The sequence below is a fragment of the Streptomyces sp. NPDC048507 genome (assembly GCF_043199995.1).
In the GTDB taxonomy this organism is placed as follows: domain Bacteria; phylum Actinomycetota; class Actinomycetes; order Streptomycetales; family Streptomycetaceae; genus Streptomyces.
In genome coordinates this window covers 86,938-104,230 of record NZ_JBICWZ010000017.1, presented here as the reverse complement: position 1 = coordinate 104,230, position 17,293 = coordinate 86,938, and the positions used below count along the sequence as shown (strand labels likewise).

Genomic DNA, 17,293 nt, shown 5'->3' with positions numbered 1-17,293 from the left:
CCCCCGGACCGCGTCGAAAGCGAGGCAGCATCCCATGCCCCAGCAGAGCCCCCTCGATGTCCCCGAGGGCGACCCGTTCGGGCCGCACAACCTCCCGTACGGCGTGTTCTCCACCGCCGACGAGCCGGGCAGGCGCCGGGTCGGCGTCCGGATCGGCGCCTTCGTGCTCGACGCGGGGGCCGTCGCCCACGCCCTCGGCTCCCCGTACGCCGGGCTGCTCCTCCAGGGCTCGCTGAACCCGCTGTTCGACGCGGGCCGCACCGCCTGGCGCGACGTGCGCCGCGCGCTGACCGCCTGGGTCACCGACCCCGGCCACCGCGAGACCGTCGAGCCGCACCTCCTCCCGCTCGACGCCGTCACCATGCACCTGCCGTACGAGGTCGCCGACTACGTCGACTTCTACGCGAGCGAGCACCACGCCACCAACGTCGGCAAGATCTTCCGCCCGGACGGCGACGCGCTGACCCCCAACTGGAAGCACCTGCCGATCGGTTACCACGGCCGCTCGGGCACCGTCGTCGTCTCGGGCACCGACGTCGTGCGCCCCTCGGGCCAGCGCAAGGCGCCCACCGACCCGGCGCCCGTCTTCGGCCCGTCCGTGAAGCTCGACATCGAGGCCGAGGTCGGCTTCGTCGTCGGCACCGGCTCCGAGCTCGGCGTCCCGGTGCCGCTCGCCGACTTCGAGGACCACGTCTTCGGGCTGTTCCTGCTCAACGACTGGTCCGCGCGGGACATCCAGGCCTGGGAGTACGTCCCGCTGGGCCCCTTCCTCGGCAAGTCCTTCGCCACCTCCGTCTCCGCCTGGGTGACGCCCCTGGAGGCCCTGGACGCCGCCCGGGTCGCCCCGCCCGCCCGGGACTTCCCGCTCCTGCCCTACCTGGACGACGCCGACGCCGACCGCCCCGGCGGCTTCGACCTGCACATCACCGTCTCGATCAACGGGCAGGCGGTGGCCGAGCCGCCGTTCGCCTCGATGTACTGGACCGCCGCCCAGCAGCTGGCCCACATGACCGTCAACGGCGCCTCCCTGCGCACCGGCGACGTCTACGGCTCCGGCACCGTCAGCGGCCCCGAGACCGGCCAGCGCGGCTCCCTGCTGGAGCTCACCTGGAACGGCCGCGACGCCATCGAGCTCGCCGACGGCAAGCGCACCTTCCTGGAGGACGGCGACACCGTCACCCTCACCGCCTGGGCGCCCGGCGCCGACGGCACCCGCGTCGGCCTCGGCGAGGTCACCGGCCGGATCGCCCCCGCCCGGCACTGACCCGTCCCCCGGGGTGGCGGATCTCGCCGCCACCTCGGGAAAACCGCAGCTCACAGCCGTGCGCCCGGGCCCTTTGGTGGCGCAACACTGCGGCAACACCACGGCCCCCGCACCGCCGGTACGTTCCCTGCCATGCCAGCCGAACGCACCAGTGCCCACACCGTCCCGGTCGCCGCCGCGCGCCGCCGGCGGCTGCGCGCGGACCTGGCGCGCCAGCTCGCCGACCTGCTGCGCCACCAGATCCTGACCGGCGGTTTCCCCGGCGGGGTGCTGCCCCTGGAGGACAGCCTCGCCGCCGACTACGGCGCCGGGCGCAACACCGTCCGCCAGGCCCTGGACCTGCTGCGCGGCGAAGGCCTCGTCGAGCGCCGGCCGGGCGTGGGCACCGTCGTCGTCTGCGAGAAGTACCCGCACGGCCTCGACCGCCTCCAGGGCCTCGCGGAAACCCTGCACGAGCACGGCGAGGTCACCAACGAGGTCCGCACGGCGGGCCCCGTCCGGGCCCCCGCGCCCGTCGCCGGCCGGCTGGGCCTGCCCGAGCACTCCGACGTGCTCTACATCGAACGCCTGCGCCGGCTCAACGGCCTGCCGCTCTCCCTCGACCTCACCTACCTCCCGCTGGACATCGGCGCCGCCCTCCTGGACTGCGACCTGGAACACACCGACGTGTTCCGGCTGCTGGAGGAGCTCACCGGACAGCCACTGGGCCACGCCGAGATCACCGTCGAGGCCGTCAACGCCGACGCGCACTCCGCCGCCGTCCTCCAGGCCCCGCGCGGGGCCGCCGTCCTGATGCTGGAGCGGCTCACCCACCTCGCCGACGGGCGGCCCGTGGACCTGGAGTTCATCCGCTTCCGCGGCGACCGCATCACCATGAGCGGCCTGCTGCGCCGCACCCGGTGACACCGCCCCCTCCCCCACCCCCGCCCCCCCCACCCCCGCCCTTCCTTCCCGGAGACCGGAGACAGCCATGCCCGTGGTCCCCCAGCGCGCCGACGTACCCGTGACCATCGACGCCTCCCTGTGCATCGAAGGCTGCACCCTCTGCGTCGACATGTGTCCGCTCGACTCGCTCGCCCTGCGCGAGGAGGACGGCACGGCGTACATGCACGTCGACGAGTGCTGGTACTGCGGCCCCTGCGCCGCCCGCTGCCCCACGGGCGCGGTCACCGTCAACATGCCCTACCTGCTCCGGTGAAGGGCGCCCCCGCGATGCGCACGAGAACCCTCGCACCCGCCCTCGTCCTGCTGCTCGCCCCGCTCGCCGGCGCCTGCGGACAGGCCTCCGGGGCCGCGGCGGACAAGACGGTCACCGTGACCGTCGGCTACCAGTCCAAGACCATCAACACCGTCACCGCCGGAACCCTGCTGCGCTCGCTGGGCTACTTCGAGCAGGAGCTCGCCGCGCGCGGCGAACGCGAGGGCGTCACCTACCGGGTGGACTGGCAGGACTACGCGACCGGCGCGCCGATCACCGCCCAGATGACCGCCGGGAAGGTGGACATCGGCTCGATGGGGGACTTCCCGCTCCTGATCAACGCGGCGCGCGGCAAGGAACTGAAGCAGCCCACCCGGCTGGTCTCGGTGACCGGCTACAACCTGCGCGGCGGCCTCAACACCATCGTCACCGCACCGGACTCGAAGCTGGAGTCCGTGGCGGACCTGCGCGGCAAGAAGGTGTCCACCAGCGTGGGCTCGGCCGCCGACGGCACCCTCGTACGGGCCCTCCAGCAGGCCGGGATCGACCCCTCGAAGGGCGTCCAGAAACTCAACCAGCAGCCCAGCGTGGGCGCTTCGGCCCTCCAGGCGGGCAGCGCCGACGCCCTCTCGCAGTTCGTGGCCTGGCCGGGACAGCTCGCCTTCGAAGGGCGGGCGAAGGCCCTCTACGACGGCGCCGAGCTGAACGTCCCCACCTTCCACGGGGTCACCGTCCGCCAGCGCTTCGCCGACCGGCGGCCCGGGGTGCTGGAGGACTTCCTGCGGGCCCAGGGCCGGGCGACGGCGTACCTGCGCGCCGAACCGGTGGCCGCCGCCGAATCGGTGGCGAAGGAGACCGGCCTCCCGGCGGAGGTGGTCTACCTCTACAACGGCGCGAACGGCATCGCCGCCTTCGACCCGGCCCTGCGGCCCGAGCTGATCGCGGCGCTGAAGGCGGACGTGCCGGTGCTGAAGGAGGCCGCGCTGGTGGGCGACGTGGACGTGGACGCCTTCGTGGACCCGGAGCCGCTGCGCCGCGCCACGGCCCGGGGCGGCGCGGCCTACCCGCCCGCGGTCCCCGCCCGGCCGGAACTGTGGCTGAGGGGGCAGGCGGGCACCCGGACCTACGACTCCCCGCGCGAGCTCCTCAGGGCCGCCCGCGGGGCCGACGTCCGGGCGGCGTACGTACCGGACGCGCGGACCGGGACCCTCTGGTTCGCCGACCGGGCGGTGTGGGTCGTGGAGGGGAGCGAGCCGCGCGCCTTCATGACGGCGGCGGGCGCGCGGGCGTACGTGGAGGCCCACCGTGCCTCCGGGGCGCGGATCGTGAGCTTCGCCGAGGCCACCGGGCTCGCCGGATGACCCCCGCGCGGCGGGCCCTGCGGGCCGCCTCCCTGCTGGCGGCGCTGCTGCTGTGGCAGGCGCTGACCATCTGGGACGTGCACCTGTGGCTGCGGTTCGAACAGTTCCCGACGGCCGGGGAGGTGGCCGCCGAGCTCGTCTCGCGGGCGTCGGCGGGACCGTACTGGCAGGACCTGGCGGACAGCCTCCGGCGGATCGTGACGGGATTCGCGCTGGCCGCCCTCCTGGGCGTGGCGGCGGGCACCGCGGTGGCCCGCTCCCGGCTCGCCTGCGACCTGCTGACGCCGGTGCTGGAGGTGCTGCGGCCGATCCCGGCCATCGCGCTGGTGCCGGTGGCGATCCTGCTGTTCCCGTCCAACGAGCAGGGGATCGTCTTCATCACCTGCGCGGCGGCCTTCTTCCCGGTGCTGGTCTCGACCCGGCACGCGGTGGCCGCGCTGTCCCCGGTGTGGGAGGAGGCCGTGCTCACGATGGGCGGCGGGCGGCTGCGGGTGCTGTTCTCGGTGGTCCTGCCGGGGGCGCTGCCGGGCATCTTCGGCGGGCTGTCGGTGGGGATCGGGGTGTCCTGGATCTGTGTGATCTCCGCCGAGATGATCTCCGGCGAGTACGGGGTCGGCTACCGGACCTGGCAGGACTACACGGTGGTGGACTACCCCGGCGTCTTCGCCGGCATGGTCACCATCGGGGCGCTGGGCTGGCTCACCTCGACGCTGGTGGAGCGGACGGGCCGGCGCCTGACGCGCTGGCTCCCCTCGCGCGCCGCCCCGCCCCGCCCGGAACCTCCCGCCCGCCGCCGCCCGGCCGCACCCGGCACCCGGACCCCGCGGCCCGCGTCCGACCGGCTCCCGGCAGCGGCCTCGGCCGGACGGGACCTGACCGAAGGGGTGAGCCCATGAGCACGACCACCACCACCGGGGCGGCCCTCGCACTGCGCGGGGCCCGGCTCGGACACGGCGGGGGCGTCGTCCTCGACGGCGTCGACCTGAGCGTCGAAGCGGGGGAGGTGCTGGCCGTCGTCGGCCCGTCCGGATGCGGCAAGTCGACGCTGCTGCGGACCCTCGCCGGGCTGCTGGCGCCGCTCGGCGGAAGCGTCGAGCAGGACGGACGGCCCGTCACCGGGCCCGGCGCCGACCGGGCGCTGGTCTTCCAGGACGACGCCCTGCTGCCCTGGCGGACCGTACGGGCCAACGTCGAACTCCCCCTGGCCATCCGGCGGCCCGCCGCCGGACGCCCCGCCGCGCGCGCCGAGCGGCGGCGCACCGCCGGGCAGTGGCTGGAGCGGGTCGGCCTCGCGGAGCACGCCCACAAGCTGCCGCACCAGCTCTCCGGCGGCCAGCGCCAGCGCGTCCAGCTGGCCCGCGCCCTCGCCGCGCGGCCCCGGGCCGTCCTGATGGACGAACCGTTCGGGGCGCTCGACGCCCAGACCCGCGCCGGGATGCAGGACCTCCTCGTGGAGGTCCTGGCCGGCACCGGGGCCACCGTCGTCTTCGTCACCCACGACGTGGACGAGGCCCTGCGGCTCGGCGACCGCATCGCCCTGCTGGGCACCGGCGAGGTGCTCCCCGTCCCCCGCCCGCGCACCCGCGCCGCCGACCGCGGCGCGCTCCGGCAGCGGATCCTCGCCTCCCTCTGACCGCTCCGGCCTGCGACCCGAAGACCGGACACCCGAAGACCCGAAGACCCGAAGGGCAGCACCGTGGACATTCCCGCGATCGGCGACGCCGAGGAACTCTCCTGCGACGTCCTCGTCATCGGCGGCGGCACCGCCGGCACGATGGCCGCGCTGACCGCCGCCGAACGCGGGGCCAGCGTCCTGCTGCTGGAGAAGGCGCACGTGCGCCACTCCGGCGCGCTCGCCATGGGCATGGACGGGGTGAACAACGCCGTCGTGCCCGGCCGCGCCGAACCCGACGACTACGTCGCCGAGATCACCCGCGCCAACGACGGGATCGTCGACCAGTCCACCGTGCGCCAGACCGCCACCCGCGGCTTCGCGATGGTGCGCCGGCTGGAGTCGTACGGCGTGAAGTTCGAGAAGGACGAGCACGGCGAGTACGCGGTCCGCCAGGTGCACCGCTCCGGCTCGTACGTGCTGCCGATGCCGGAGGGCAAGGACGTCAAGAAGGTCCTCTACCGGCAGTTGCGGCGCCGCGAGATGCGCGAGCGGATCCGCATCGAGAACCGGGTGATGCCGGTCCGCGTCCTGACCTCCCCCGAGGACGGCCGGGCGATCGGGGCCGCGGCCTTCAACACCCGCACCGGCGCCTTCGTGACGGTCCGGGCCGGAGCGGTGGTCCTGGCGACCGGGCCGTGCGGCCGGCTCGGCCTGCCCGCCTCCGGATACCTGTACGGCACGTACGAGAACCCGACCAACGCCGGTGACGGCTACGCCATGGCCTACCACGCGGGCGCCGCGCTCACCGGGATCGAGTGCTTCCAGATCAACCCGCTGATCAAGGACTACAACGGCCCGGCCTGCGCCTACGTCGCCAACCCCTTCGGCGGCTACCAGGTCAACCGGCACGGCGAACGGTTCGTGGACTCCGACTACTGGTCGGGGCAGATGATGGCGGAGTTCGCCGCCGAACTCGCCTCCGACCGGGGGCCGGTGTACCTCAAGCTCAGCCACCTCCCCGAGGAGTCGGTGGGCGCCCTCGAATCGATCCTGCACACCACCGAGCGGCCCACCCGCGGCACCTTCCACGCCGGGCGCGGCCACGACTACCGCACGCACGACATCGAGATGCACATCTCGGAGATCGGCCTGTGCGGCGGCCACTCGGCCTCCGGCGTACGGGTCGACGACCACGCCCGCACCACCGTGCCCCGGCTGTACGCGGCCGGTGACCTGGCCTCCGTACCGCACAACTACATGATCGGGGCGTTCGTCTTCGGGGACCTGGCCGGCGCGGACGCCGCGCGCCACCGCGCCTACGAGGGCGAGCTGCCGGCCGATCAGCTCGCCGCCGCGCACGAGCTGGTGTACCGCCCGCTGCGCAACCCGGACGGGCCGCCGCAGCCGCAGGTGGAGTACAAGCTCCGGCGGTTCGTGAACGACTACGTGGCTCCGCCGAAGACGGGCGCGCGGCTGTCGCTGGCGGTGGAGGCCTTCGACCGGATGACGCACGAGCTGGCCGGGATGGGGGCGGCGACGCCGCACGAACTGATGCGCTGCGCGGAGGTGTCCTTCATCCGGGACTGCGCCGAGATGGCGGCGCGGGCCTCGCTGGCCCGCACGGAGTCCCGCTGGGGGCTCTACCACGAGCGCCTGGACCATCCGCTGCGCGACGACGAGGACTGGCTGTACCACCTGGACCTGCGCAAGTCGGCCTCGGGCGGGATGGAGTTCACGGCCCGGCCGGTCGAGCCGTACGTGGTCCCGGTCGCGGAGTTCACCCCCCGGGGCGGGCCGTCGCGGCTGCTGGGCGAGGTCCGCCTGACGCCGGTGGCGGTGGCCGGGGCCGGTGCGCCGGGCTCCGGGGCGGCGGCGGGCTCCCCGGCGGCGGCGGCCGGGGAGCCCGGCGGGGCGGAGCCCGGCGCGCGGGGCGCCGGGCCCGGGGGCTCCCCGCGGATCCTGGAACTGCTCGCGCTCGCCGAGGAGGCCCCCGAGCTGGCGGCGCTGCGGCCGTACCTGGAGGACCCGGACCCGGCGGTGCGGGCCGCCGCCGTCGCCGCCGTCGGGGAGACCGTCCCCGACGGGGCCGGTCCCGCGCTGGCCGCCCGGCTCGGGGACGGGGCCGCCTCCGTACGGGCGGCGGCCGCGGGCGCGCTGCGCGAGCTGCTGGAGGTGCTGCCGGGCGACCCCGGGCTGGACGCCGGGCTGCGCGCCGCGCTCGCCGTGCCCGACCGGGCCGTGCGGGCGGCCGCCCTGGAGGCCCTGCGCGCGCTGCGGCTGGGCGACGCCCCGCTGTACGCGGCGGCGCTGGCCGACCCCGAACCGGAGGTCCGCGTCCACGCCGTACGGGCCCTGGTCTCGGTGGACGCCGTCCCGGAGCTGGCGGCGGCCGCCGCGGACCCGGCCCGCGAGGTCCGCGTCGCCGTCGCCAAGGGCCTCGCCTCCGTCACCGCCCGCCCCGGCGCCGGGCCGCAGGGCGTGCACGAGGCGCTCGGGCCGCTGTTGCGGGACGGGGATCCGCTCGTGCGCGGGGCCGCGCTGGGGGCGCTCGCCGCCACCGGGTGCCCGCCCGGGTACGCGGAGCTCGCCGTGGCGGCGCTCGGGGATCCGGCCTGGCAGGTCCGCGCGGGCGCGGCGGCGGCGCTGTCCGCGGCCCCGCCCGCCACCGCGGTGGCCCCGCTCGCCGGGGCCCTGGCCGACCCGGAGGCCGATGTCCGCAAGGCCGCCGTGCTGGCCCTGCTCGCCCACCGGGACGCCCCCGGGGCGCGGGCCGCGCTGGCCACGGCCGTCGCCGACACCGACGCCGATGTCCGCGCCTACGCCGCACGGGCGGCCTGACCACCCGTACGCTCCCCCACCCGTGGCGGGGCGGCGCGGGCGAAGCGACGCTGCTCGCATGCTCCCTCGCAACGCGAAGCTCATCCCGGCGGCGCTCGCGGCCGCCGCCGCGCTGGCGGCCGCGCCGTCCGCCGCCGCCAGCGCCACCGCCGCGCCCGCCCCCGTCCCGCCCGCCGCCGGGGCGCAGGCCTCCGCCCGGCTCACCCCCCGCGCCCAGCTGGCGCTGGCCTACCGGGCCACCGCGAAGTACCACCGGCACGAGACGGGCGTCGGGGCCGGCTACGTCCCGGACAAGTACTGCGTCGTGAACCCCGAGCCCGGCGGCACCGGCGCCCTCGGCTACCCGCACTTCAACCACGCGTACGACGGCTCCCTGGACCCGGCCAAGCCCACCGCCCTGCTCTACGAGGGCGACGGCAAGGGCCGCTGGCGGCTGGCGGGCCTGGAGTGGATGGTGGTGGACAAGGACGGCCGGGTGGACACCGACGACGACCGGCCCTCGCTGTTCGGGGAGCCCTTCCGCGGCCCGCTGCCGCCCCGCTACCCGGGCCAGAAGGTGCACTACTCGCTGCACCTGTGGCTGTGGAAGGACAATCCGGCGGGCCGCTTCGAGCCGTTCAACACCTCGGTCGCCTGCCGCCCCGGCACCACCCGGCCCCGCCCGGCGACGGCCGCGCCCGCCTCCTGACCGGTCGGCCCCCGTTCGGACGTCCGCCGCGTGCAGGGCCCCGGGGGTGCCGGGATGGTGGACGAAACGGCCCCACGTCACCAGGAGTACCGATGCCCGTACGCAGCCTGAAGCCCGTCCTCGTCTGCGCGGCCGCCGTGTCGCTCGGCCTGGCCGCCGTCGCCCCGGCCCAGGCGGTCGACGGTCCGGCACCCGACCCGCGCAACCGGCAGGCGATGCGGGACATGGCGACGGCGATCCGGGTGACGGCCAAGTACGTGGACGAGCGGGAGGCCATCAAGGACGGGTACGTCCCGCACGGCGAGGCCTGCATGAGCAACCCGTTCGGGGTGGGCTCCATGGGCTACCACTACGTCAAGCAAGCCAACTGGGGTTCCAAGGACCCCGCCAGGCCGACCGCCCTGCTCTACAGCTACACCAAGGACAGCAAGGGCCGGCGCAAGCTCCAGACGGTGGAGTGGATGTCCACCGACCGCGACCAGGACCTGAAGACCACCGACGACCGGCCCAGCATGTTCGGGCTGCCCTTCGACGGGCCGATGCCCGGGCACTGGGCGGGCATGCCCAAGCACTACGACCTGCACATGTGGGCGTACGAGAAGAACCCGGCGGGCCGCTTCCACAACTGGAACCCGGCCCTGCCCTGCCCCAACAAGCCCCCGAAGGTCCCGGGCGCCGCGGCCTCGGAGCACGCCCACGGCCACTAGCCCGGCCCCGCCGGTCCGTCAAGTGCTCACCACATATGCCTCACCCGGAAGGACGGCGTTCCGCGGACCCCCGGCCCTATGCTGGCCGCGTCCGCGAGACTCCGGCTCATGGGAGCACTGATGAACCCGGAACACAGCTGGCCGATCCCCCCGCCGGGCGGCTGGACTGCCGACGACCTGGACACGCTTCCGCATCTGCCTCCGCACACGGAGCTGATCGACGGCAGCCTGATCTTCGTGAGTCCGCAGACCCGATTCCACTCCGAAACGGTCGACCATCTGACCTGGGAACTGCGGTCCCGGGTCCCCGAGTCCCTTGGCGTCCTCCGCGAGTTCACGATCGACATCGACCGGCACAACCGTCCCGAACCCGATGTCATCGTGTTCCGAGAAGATGACAGCCACGGCCTCGAACAGACCCGCCTGCCCGCCGAGTCCGTTCTCCTGGCCATCGAGGTCGTGTCTCCGGAATCGGTCGACCGGGATCGCGAGACCAAGCCGGCCAAATACGCACGGGCTGCGATCCCCCACTTCTGGCGCGTCGAGAACGTGGACGGACGGGCGGTCGTGTACGTCTACGAAATCGACCCGGCCACTGGGAAATACGTCGCCACCGGCATCTTCCACGACCGGCTGAGGGTCTCCGTCCCCTTCCCCATCGACCTCGATCTCGCAGAGATCACCACGAGGCGGCCCCGCCCCGCGTGAACAAGAGGGCCCGGCTCCCCCGAAGGGGGGCCGGGCCCCGTCACGCGGTGGATCCGCTCAGCGCACGAACGTGCTCGCCTGGCCCGCCAGGTCCAGGAAGTACTGCGGGGCCAGACCCAGCACCAGGGTGACCGCGACGCCGACCGCGATGGTCGTCATCGTCAGCGGCGAGGGGACGGCCACGGTCGGGCCGTCGGCCTTCGGCTCGCTGAAGAACATCAGCACGATCACCCGGATGTAGAAGAACGCGGCGATCGCGGACGACAGGACACCGACCACGACCAGCGCCCCGGCACCGCCCTCCGCGGCCGCCTTGAACACGGCGAACTTGCCCGCGAAGCCGGAGGTCAGCGGGATGCCCGCGAAGGCCAGCAGGAACACCGCGAACACGGCCGCGGTGAGCGGCGAGCGCCGGCCCAGGCCCGCCCACTTGGACAGGTGGGTCGCCTCGCCGCCCGCGTCCCGCACCAGCGTGACCACCGCGAAGGCGCCGATCGTCACGAAGGAGTACGCGGCCAGGTAGAACAGCACCGCCTGGACGCCCTCCGCCGAGGTGGCGATGACACCGGCCAGGATGAAGCCCGCGTGCGCGATCGAGGAGTACGCCAGCAGCCGCTTCACGTCGGTCTGGGTCACGGCGATCACCGCGCCCGCGAGCATCGTGACGATCGCGACCCCCCACATCACCGGCCGCCAGTCCCAGCGCAGGCCGGGCAGCACCACGTACAGCAGCCGCAGCAGCGCGCCGAAGGCGGCCACCTTCGTCGCCGCCGCCATGAAGCCGGTGACCGGGGTCGGGGCGCCCTGGTAGACGTCCGGGGTCCACATGTGGAAGGGGACCGCGCCGACCTTGAAGAGCAGGCCCATCAGGATCAGCGCGCCGCCGATCAGCAGCAGCACGTCGTTGCCCATGGTGGAGGCGAGCGCCGGGTCGAGCTTGGCGACGGTGCCGTCCACGACGTCGGCGATCACCGCGTAGGAGACCGAGCCCGCGTAGCCGTAGAGCAGGGCGATGCCGAAGAGCAGGAAGGCGGAGGAGAAGGCGCCGAGCAGGAAGTACTTCACCGCGGCCTCCTGCGACATCAGCCGCTGGCGGCGGGCGAGGGCGCAGAGCAGGTACAGCGGGAGGGAGAAAACCTCCAGCGCGATGAACAGCGTCAGCAGGTCGTTCGCCGCCGGGAAGATCAGCATGCCGGCGATGGCGAACAGGGCCAGCGGGAAGACCTCGGTGGTGGTGAACCCGGCCTTGACGGCGGCCTTCTCGCTGTCGCTGCCCGGCACGGACGCGGCCTGCGCGGCGAAGGAGTCCACCCGGCTGCCGTGGGCCACCGGGTCCAGGCGGCGCTCGGCGAAGGTGAACACGGCCACGACCGACGCCAGCAGGATGGTGCCCTGGAGGAACAGGGCCGGGCCGTCCACGGCGATGGCGCCCATGGCCGCGATGTGCGCCTTGGTGCTGCCGTAGCCGCCCGCGGCGAGGGCGACGACCGCCGCGAACGCCGCCGCCAGGGCGATGACCGAGAGGAACACCTGGACGTAGTAGCGGGACTTGCGCGGGACGAAGGCCTCGACGAGGACTCCGAGGATGGCCGCGCCCACCACGATCAGCGTGGGCGCGAGCTGGGCGTACTCGATGTGCGGGGCCGGGATCCGGTCGGCCGGTCCGTTGGCCGCCAGTGTCAGCAGGCCCTGGGCAGCAGTCGCGGTGCTCACTTGGCCGCCTCCCCCTTCTTGGCGGTGCCCGCGTCGACGGCCACCTCGGGCTTCGGGTCGGTCTGCTTCACGTCCGACATGGTGTGCTCCACCGCCGGGTTGACGATGTCGGTGAGCACCTTCGGGTAGACGCCCAGCCCGATCAGCAGCGCGATCAGCGGGGCGACCACGAGGACCTCGCGCAGGCGCAGGTCCGGCATGGTGCGGACCTCCTCCCGGACGGGGCCCGTCATGGTGCGCTGGTAGAGCACCAGCGTGTAGAGGGCCGCCAGCACGATCCCGACGGTGGCGATGATGCCGACGGCCGGGTAGCGGGCGAAGGTGCCGACCAGGACGAGGAACTCGCTGACGAACGGCGCGAGGCCGGGCAGGGACAGGGTGGCGAGGCCGCCGATCAGGAAGGTGCCGGCGAGGACCGGGGCCACCTTCTGCACGCCGCCGTAGTCGGCGATGAGCCGGGAGCCGCGGCGCGAGATCAGGAACCCGGCGACCAGCATCAGCGCCGCCGTGGAGATCCCGTGGTTGACCATGTAGAGCGTGGCGCCCGACTGGCCCTGCGAGGTCATCGCGAAGATGCCGAGGATGATGAACCCGAAGTGCGAGATCGAGGCGTAGGCGACCAGCCGCTTGATGTCCCGCTGGCCGACCGCGAGCAGCGCGCCGTAGACGATGCTGATCAGGGCGAGGACCAGGATCACCGGGGTGGCCCACTTGCTGGCTTCGGGGAAGAGCCCGAGGCAGAAGCGGAGCATCGCGAAGGTGCCGACCTTGTCGACGACCGCGGTGATGAGGACGGCGACCGGGGCGGTGGCCTCGCCCATCGCGTTGGGCAGCCAGGTGTGCAGCGGCCACAGCGGGGCCTTCACCGCGAAGGCGAAGAAGAACCCGAGGAAGAGCAGCCGTTCGGTGTTGGTGGCCATGTCGAGGGTGCCGGCCGCGCGGGCGGCGGCGATCTCCTGGAGGGAGAAGTTCCCGGCGACGACGTAGAGGCCGATGACGGCGGCCAGCATGATCAGGCCGCCGACCAGGTTGTAGAGGAGGAACTTGACCGCCGCGTACGAGCGCTGCGCGGCCGCGTTCTCCTCGCTCCCGGAGTGCGCCCGGTCGCCGAAGCCGCCGATGAGGAAGTACATCGGGATGAGCATGGCTTCGAAGAAGACGTAGAACAGGAAGACGTCGGTGGCCTCGAAGGAGATGATCACCATCGCCTCGACCATGAGGATCAGGGCGAAGAAGCCCTGCGTCGGCCGCCAGCGCGAGGAGTGCGTCTCCAGCGGGTCGGCGTCGTTCCAGCCGGCGCCGATCACGAAGGGGATGAGCAGGGCGGTGAGGGCGATCAGCACCACCGCGATGCCGTCGACGCCCAGTTCGTAGCGGACGCCGAAGTCCTTGATCCAGGCGTGGGACTCGGTGAGCTGGTAGCGGTCGCCACCGGGTTCGAAGCGGACCGCGACCAGCACGGCCAGGGCCAGTGTGGCCAGGGAGAACAGCAGCGCGAGCCACTTGGCGGCGGTCCTGCGGGCGGCCGGGACGGCCGCCGTGAGGACCGCGCCGACCGCGGGCACGGCCGCCGTCACCGTCAGAAGCGGGAAACTCATCTCACACCGCCCTCATCAGCAGGGTCGCGGCGATGAGGATCGCCGTGCCCCCGAACATCGAGACCGCGTAGCTGCGGGCGTAGCCGTTCTGCAGCTTGCGCAGCCGGCCCGAGAGCCCGCCGACCGAGGCGGCCGTGCCGTTGACCACTCCGTCGACCAGGCTGTGGTCCAGGTAGACGAGCGAGCGGGTCAGGTGCTCGCCGCCGCGTACGAGGACCACGTGGTTGAAGTCGTCCTGGTACAGGTCCCGCCGGGCCGCCCGGGTCAGGAGGGAGCCGCGCGGGGCGAGGACGGGGACGGGCTTCCTGCCGTACATCGCCCAGGCGATGCCCACACCGATCACGAGGACCACCATCGTGGACAGGGTCACGGTCAGCGCGCCGATGGGCGGGTTGCCGTGCTCGTGCCCGGTGACGGGCTCCAGCCACTTCAGGAAGCGGTCGCCGACCGAGAAGAGGCCGCCCGCGAAGACCGATCCGAAGGCGAGCACGATCATCGGGACGGTCATCGACTTCGGGGACTCGTGGGGGTGCGGCGCGTGGCCCTCGGCGTCGGGCTGCCAGCGCTTCTCGCCGAAGAAGGTGAGGAGCATGACGCGGGTCATGTAGAAGGCGGTGATCGCCGCGCCCAGCAGGGCCACGCCGCCGAGGATCCAGCCCTCGGTGCCGCCCTTCGCGAAGGCCGCCTCGATGATCTTGTCCTTGGAGAAGAAGCCGGACAGGCCCGGGAAGCCGATGATGGCGAGGTAGCCGAGGCCGAAGGTCACGAAGGTGACCGGCATGTACCGGCGCAGGGCGCCGTACTTGCGCATGTCCACCTCGTCGTTCATCCCGTGCATCACGGAACCGGCGCCGAGGAAGAGGCCCGCCTTGAAGAAGCCGTGCGTGACCAGGTGCATGATCGCGAAGACGTAGCCGATGGGGCCGAGGCCCGCGGCGAGGATCATGTAGCCGATCTGCGACATCGTGGATCCGGCGAGGGCCTTCTTGATGTCGTCCTTCGCGCAACCGACGACCGCACCGAAGATCAGGGTGACCGCGCCGACGACGGTGACCACCAGCTGGGCGTCCGGCGCCCCGTTGAAGATCGCGCCCGAGCGGACGATCAGGTACACGCCGGCGGTGACCATCGTCGCCGCGTGGATCAGGGCCGAGACCGGGGTCGGGCCCTCCATCGCGTCGCCCAGCCAGGACTGCAGCGGCACCTGCGCCGACTTGCCGCAGGCGGCCAGCAGCAGCATCAGGCCGATCGCCGTCAGCTTGCCCTCGGTGGCCTCGCCCACCGCGCCGAAGACCGGCCCGAAGGCGAAGGTCCCGAAGGTGGTGAACATCAGCATGATCGCGATCGACAGGCCGATGTCGCCGACGCGGTTGACGAGGAAGGCCTTCTTCGCGGCGGTGGCCGCGCTGGGCTTGTGCTGCCAGAAGCCGATCAGCAGGTACGAGGCCAGGCCCACGCCCTCCCAGCCGAAGTAGAGCAGGAGGTAGTTGTCGGCGAGGACGAGCAGCAGCATCGCCGCGACGAACAGGTTGAGGTAGCCGAAGAAGCGGCGGCGGCGCTCGTCGTGCTCCATGTAGCCGATGGAGTAGACGTGGATGAGCGTGCCGACCCCGGAGATCAGCAGGACGAAGGTCATCGACAGCTGGTCCAGCTGGAAGCCCATGTCGGCCTGGAAGCCCTCGACGGGGATCCAGGTGAACAGCCGCTGGTGCAGGGTGCGGTCCTCGGCGCCCCGGCCGAGCATGTCGGCGAACAGGGCCACGCCGATCCCGAAGGAGACCGCGGCGAACAAGGTGCCGAGCCAGTGCCCCGCCTTGTCGAGGCGGCGGCCGCCGCAGAGCAGCACCACCGCTCCGAGCAGGGGCGCGGCGATCAGCAGCGCAATCAGATTCTCCACTGTGAACGCCCCTTACAGCTTCATCAGGCTGGCGTCGTCGACCGAGGCCGAGTGGCGGGTACGGAACAGCGACACGATGATCGCGAGGCCCACCACGACCTCCGCGGCGGCGACGACCATCGTGAAGAACGCGATGATCTGTCCGTCGAGGTTGCCGTGCATCCGGGAGAAGGCCACGAAGGCGAGGTTGCAGGCGTTGAGCATCAGCTCGACGCACATGAACAGCACGATCGCGTTCTTGCGGATGAGCACCCCGGCCGCGCCGATGGTGAACAGCAGCGCCGCCAGGTACAGGTAGTTGACCGGGTTCACTTCGATGCCTCCTCACGGCCCAGACGCTCCGCGGAGCGCTGTTCCAGCGCCTTGAGGTCGTCCATGGCCTGGCCCGACACGTCGCGGATCTGGCCGCGGGCGCGCAGGGTCTTGCTGACGGTCAGCTCGGACGGGGTGCCGTCCGGGAGCAGGCCGGCGACGTCCACCGCGTTGTGCCGGGCGTAGACGCCGGGGGCGGGCAGCGGCGGGAGCTGGACGCCCTCGCGCACGCGCCGCTCGGCGAGTTCGCGCTGGGTGGCGGCGCGCTCGGTGCGCTCGCGGTGGGTGAGCACCATCGCGCCGACGGCCGCCGTGATCAGCAGGGCGCCGGTGATCTCGAACGCGAAGATGTAGCGGGTGAAGATCAGTTCGGCGAGGCCCTCGACGTGCCCGGCGGAGTTGACCCGGCCGAGCCCGTTGAAGTGCGTGAGCCGGGCGTTGGCGATGCCCGCGATCAGCAGGACGCCGAAGCCCAGGCCGCACAGGGCGGCGAGCCAGCGCTGCCCCTTGATGGTCTCCTTCAGCGAGTCGGCCGCCGTGACGCCGACGAGCATGACCACGAAGAGGAAGAGCATCATGATCGCGCCGGTGTAGACGACGACCTGGACGACGCCCAGGAAGTACGCCCCGTTGGCGAGGTAGAAGACCGCCAGGATGATCATCGTCCCGGCGAGGCAGAGGGCGCTGTGGACGGCCTTCTTCATCAGGATCGTGCACAGCGCGCCGATCACGGCGACGGTGCCCAGCACCCAGAACTGCACGGCCTCGCCGGTGGAGGTCAGGGTGGCGCCTGCGGCTGCGAGGGCGCTCATGCCCGTACCTCCCCGTCCGAGCCGGCGGCGCTCTCGCCCTTGGAGACGGCCACCTGCCGGACGGTGCCCGGAGCGGCCTCCGTCACCAGCCCGCGGTAGTAGTCCTGCTCGTCCGTGCCCGGGAAGATCGAGTGCGGGGACTCGACCATGCCCTCGGTCAGGCCGGCCAGCAGCTGGTCCTTGGTGTAGATCAGCGCCTCGCGGCTGGAGTCGGCCAGCTCGAACTCGTTCGTCATCGTCAGCGCCCGCGTGGGGCACGCCTCGATGCACAGCCCGCACAGGATGCAGCGGGCGTAGTTGATCTGGTAGACGCGGCCGTACCGCTCGCCCGGGGAGTAGCGCTCCTCCTCGGTGTTGTCCGCGCCCTCCACGTAGATCGCGTCGGCGGGACAGGCCCAGGCGCACAGCTCGCACCCGATGCACTTCTCCAGACCGTCGGGGTGGCGGTTGAGCTGGTGGCGTCCGTGGAAGCGCGGAGCGGTCGTCTTCTCCTGCTCCGGGTACTGCTCGGTGAGGCGCTTCTTGAACATGGCCTTGAAGGTCACGCCGAACCCGGCGACCGGGTTCTGCCACTTTTCCTCA

At 72.9% G+C, this 17,293-nt stretch carries 16 protein-coding genes; 10 read left to right on the top strand and 6 right to left on the bottom strand.

Going from position 1 to position 17,293, the window contains the following annotated elements; all coding sequences use genetic code 11:
- The first annotated feature begins 34 nt into the window (after window positions 1-34).
- The 10 genes from fahA to ACGFXC_RS31825 all read left to right on the top strand — a co-directional run bounded on the left by fahA (window position 35) and on the right by ACGFXC_RS31825 (window position 10,379).
- Window positions 35-1,264, top strand: a complete 1,230-nt coding sequence (gene fahA, locus ACGFXC_RS31870) for a fumarylacetoacetase (RefSeq protein ID WP_393718355.1) — start codon at window positions 35-37, stop codon at window positions 1,262-1,264.
- Between the two features lie 132 nt (window positions 1,265-1,396).
- Window positions 1,397-2,167: a GntR family transcriptional regulator gene (locus tag ACGFXC_RS31865; protein WP_393718354.1), complete on the top strand. Its 771-nt coding sequence runs from the start codon at window positions 1,397-1,399 to the stop codon at window positions 2,165-2,167.
- A gap of 67 nt (window positions 2,168-2,234) precedes the next feature.
- On the top strand, window positions 2,235-2,462 hold the full coding sequence (locus tag ACGFXC_RS31860; protein WP_393718353.1) for a ferredoxin family protein: 228 nt from the start codon (window positions 2,235-2,237) through the stop codon (window positions 2,460-2,462).
- A gap of 14 nt (window positions 2,463-2,476) precedes the next feature.
- The gene (locus ACGFXC_RS31855; RefSeq protein WP_393718352.1) at window positions 2,477-3,823 is read left to right on the top strand and encodes an ABC transporter substrate-binding protein; all 1,347 of its coding nucleotides are present in this window, start codon (window positions 2,477-2,479) and stop codon (window positions 3,821-3,823) included.
- Complete coding sequence (locus tag ACGFXC_RS31850) at window positions 3,820-4,719, top strand: ABC transporter permease (RefSeq protein WP_393718351.1); 900 nt, start codon at window positions 3,820-3,822, stop codon at window positions 4,717-4,719. The genes ACGFXC_RS31855 and ACGFXC_RS31850 overlap by 4 nt, the downstream gene beginning before the upstream one ends.
- A complete protein-coding gene (locus ACGFXC_RS31845; RefSeq protein ID WP_393718350.1) occupies window positions 4,716-5,456 on the top strand; it encodes an ABC transporter ATP-binding protein in 741 nt (246 codons plus the stop codon). Before ACGFXC_RS31850 ends, ACGFXC_RS31845 begins: the two co-directional genes overlap by 4 nt.
- 63 nt (window positions 5,457-5,519) lie before the next feature.
- Window positions 5,520-8,276 carry a fumarate reductase/succinate dehydrogenase flavoprotein subunit gene (locus tag ACGFXC_RS31840; RefSeq protein WP_393718349.1) on the top strand — a complete coding sequence of 919 codons (2,757 nt, stop codon included), beginning with the start codon at window positions 5,520-5,522 and terminating at the stop codon, window positions 8,274-8,276.
- A 58-nt stretch (window positions 8,277-8,334) separates the two neighbouring features.
- Entirely contained in the window at window positions 8,335-8,964 is a 630-nt protein-coding gene (locus ACGFXC_RS31835; RefSeq protein WP_393718348.1) for a hypothetical protein, read from the top strand.
- A 92-nt stretch (window positions 8,965-9,056) separates the two neighbouring features.
- Window positions 9,057-9,671, top strand: a complete 615-nt coding sequence (locus ACGFXC_RS31830) for a hypothetical protein (RefSeq protein WP_393718347.1) — start codon at window positions 9,057-9,059, stop codon at window positions 9,669-9,671.
- Between the two features lie 108 nt (window positions 9,672-9,779).
- Window positions 9,780-10,379, top strand: a complete 600-nt coding sequence (locus ACGFXC_RS31825) for a Uma2 family endonuclease (RefSeq protein WP_393718346.1) — start codon at window positions 9,780-9,782, stop codon at window positions 10,377-10,379.
- A 57-nt stretch (window positions 10,380-10,436) separates the two neighbouring features.
- Here ACGFXC_RS31825 and nuoN read toward each other — a convergent pair whose 3' ends face one another.
- The 6 genes from nuoN to nuoI are packed head-to-tail and all read right to left on the bottom strand — an operon-like array spanning window position 10,437 to window position 17,241.
- On the bottom strand, window positions 10,437-12,065 hold the full coding sequence (nuoN, locus tag ACGFXC_RS31820; protein WP_393718375.1) for an NADH-quinone oxidoreductase subunit NuoN: 1,629 nt from the start codon (window positions 12,063-12,065) through the stop codon (window positions 10,437-10,439).
- 23 nt (window positions 12,066-12,088) lie between these two features.
- Window positions 12,089-13,690 carry an NADH-quinone oxidoreductase subunit M gene (locus ACGFXC_RS31815; RefSeq protein ID WP_393718345.1) on the bottom strand — a complete coding sequence of 534 codons (1,602 nt, stop codon included), beginning with the start codon at window positions 13,688-13,690 and terminating at the stop codon, window positions 12,089-12,091.
- A gap of 1 nt (window position 13,691) precedes the next feature.
- Window positions 13,692-15,587 (bottom strand): NADH-quinone oxidoreductase subunit L, encoded by a 1,896-nt coding sequence (gene nuoL, locus ACGFXC_RS31810; protein ID WP_393718344.1) that lies wholly within the window; start codon window positions 15,585-15,587, stop codon window positions 13,692-13,694.
- A 12-nt stretch (window positions 15,588-15,599) separates the two neighbouring features.
- The gene (gene nuoK / locus ACGFXC_RS31805) at window positions 15,600-15,899 is read right to left on the bottom strand and encodes an NADH-quinone oxidoreductase subunit NuoK (RefSeq protein WP_030864698.1); all 300 of its coding nucleotides are present in this window, start codon (window positions 15,897-15,899) and stop codon (window positions 15,600-15,602) included.
- Entirely contained in the window at window positions 15,896-16,711 is an 816-nt protein-coding gene (locus ACGFXC_RS31800) for an NADH-quinone oxidoreductase subunit J (protein WP_393718343.1), read from the bottom strand. Before ACGFXC_RS31800 ends, nuoK begins: the two co-directional genes overlap by 4 nt.
- Window positions 16,708-17,241, bottom strand: coding sequence for an NADH-quinone oxidoreductase subunit NuoI (nuoI, locus tag ACGFXC_RS31795; RefSeq protein ID WP_393718374.1), 534 nt, complete (start codon window positions 17,239-17,241; stop codon window positions 16,708-16,710). The genes ACGFXC_RS31800 and nuoI overlap by 4 nt, the downstream gene beginning before the upstream one ends.
- Window positions 17,242-17,293 lie beyond the last annotated feature (52 nt).

Excerpts from the sequence above, each read along its gene's own strand:
- fahA (WP_393718355.1), top strand. The coding sequence starts at position 35 with ATGCCCCAGCAGAGCCCCCTCGATGTCCCCGAGGGCGACCCGTTCGGG.
- ACGFXC_RS31825 (WP_393718346.1), top strand. The coding sequence starts at position 9,780 with ATGGGAGCACTGATGAACCCGGAACACAGCTGGCCGATCCCCCCGCCG.
- ACGFXC_RS31830 (WP_393718347.1), top strand. The coding sequence starts at position 9,057 with ATGCCCGTACGCAGCCTGAAGCCCGTCCTCGTCTGCGCGGCCGCCGTG.
- nuoI (WP_393718374.1), bottom strand. The coding sequence starts at position 17,241 with ATGTTCAAGAAGCGCCTCACCGAGCAGTACCCGGAGCAGGAGAAGACG.
- ACGFXC_RS31845 (WP_393718350.1), top strand. The coding sequence starts at position 4,716 with ATGAGCACGACCACCACCACCGGGGCGGCCCTCGCACTGCGCGGGGCC.
- ACGFXC_RS31850 (WP_393718351.1), top strand. The coding sequence starts at position 3,820 with ATGACCCCCGCGCGGCGGGCCCTGCGGGCCGCCTCCCTGCTGGCGGCG.
- ACGFXC_RS31800 (WP_393718343.1), bottom strand. The coding sequence starts at position 16,711 with ATGAGCGCCCTCGCAGCCGCAGGCGCCACCCTGACCTCCACCGGCGAG.
- ACGFXC_RS31815 (WP_393718345.1), bottom strand. The coding sequence starts at position 13,690 with ATGAGTTTCCCGCTTCTGACGGTGACGGCGGCCGTGCCCGCGGTCGGC.
- ACGFXC_RS31855 (WP_393718352.1), top strand. The coding sequence starts at position 2,477 with ATGCGCACGAGAACCCTCGCACCCGCCCTCGTCCTGCTGCTCGCCCCG.
- ACGFXC_RS31835 (WP_393718348.1), top strand. The coding sequence starts at position 8,335 with ATGCTCCCTCGCAACGCGAAGCTCATCCCGGCGGCGCTCGCGGCCGCC.
- ACGFXC_RS31865 (WP_393718354.1), top strand. The coding sequence starts at position 1,397 with ATGCCAGCCGAACGCACCAGTGCCCACACCGTCCCGGTCGCCGCCGCG.
- ACGFXC_RS31860 (WP_393718353.1), top strand. The coding sequence starts at position 2,235 with ATGCCCGTGGTCCCCCAGCGCGCCGACGTACCCGTGACCATCGACGCC.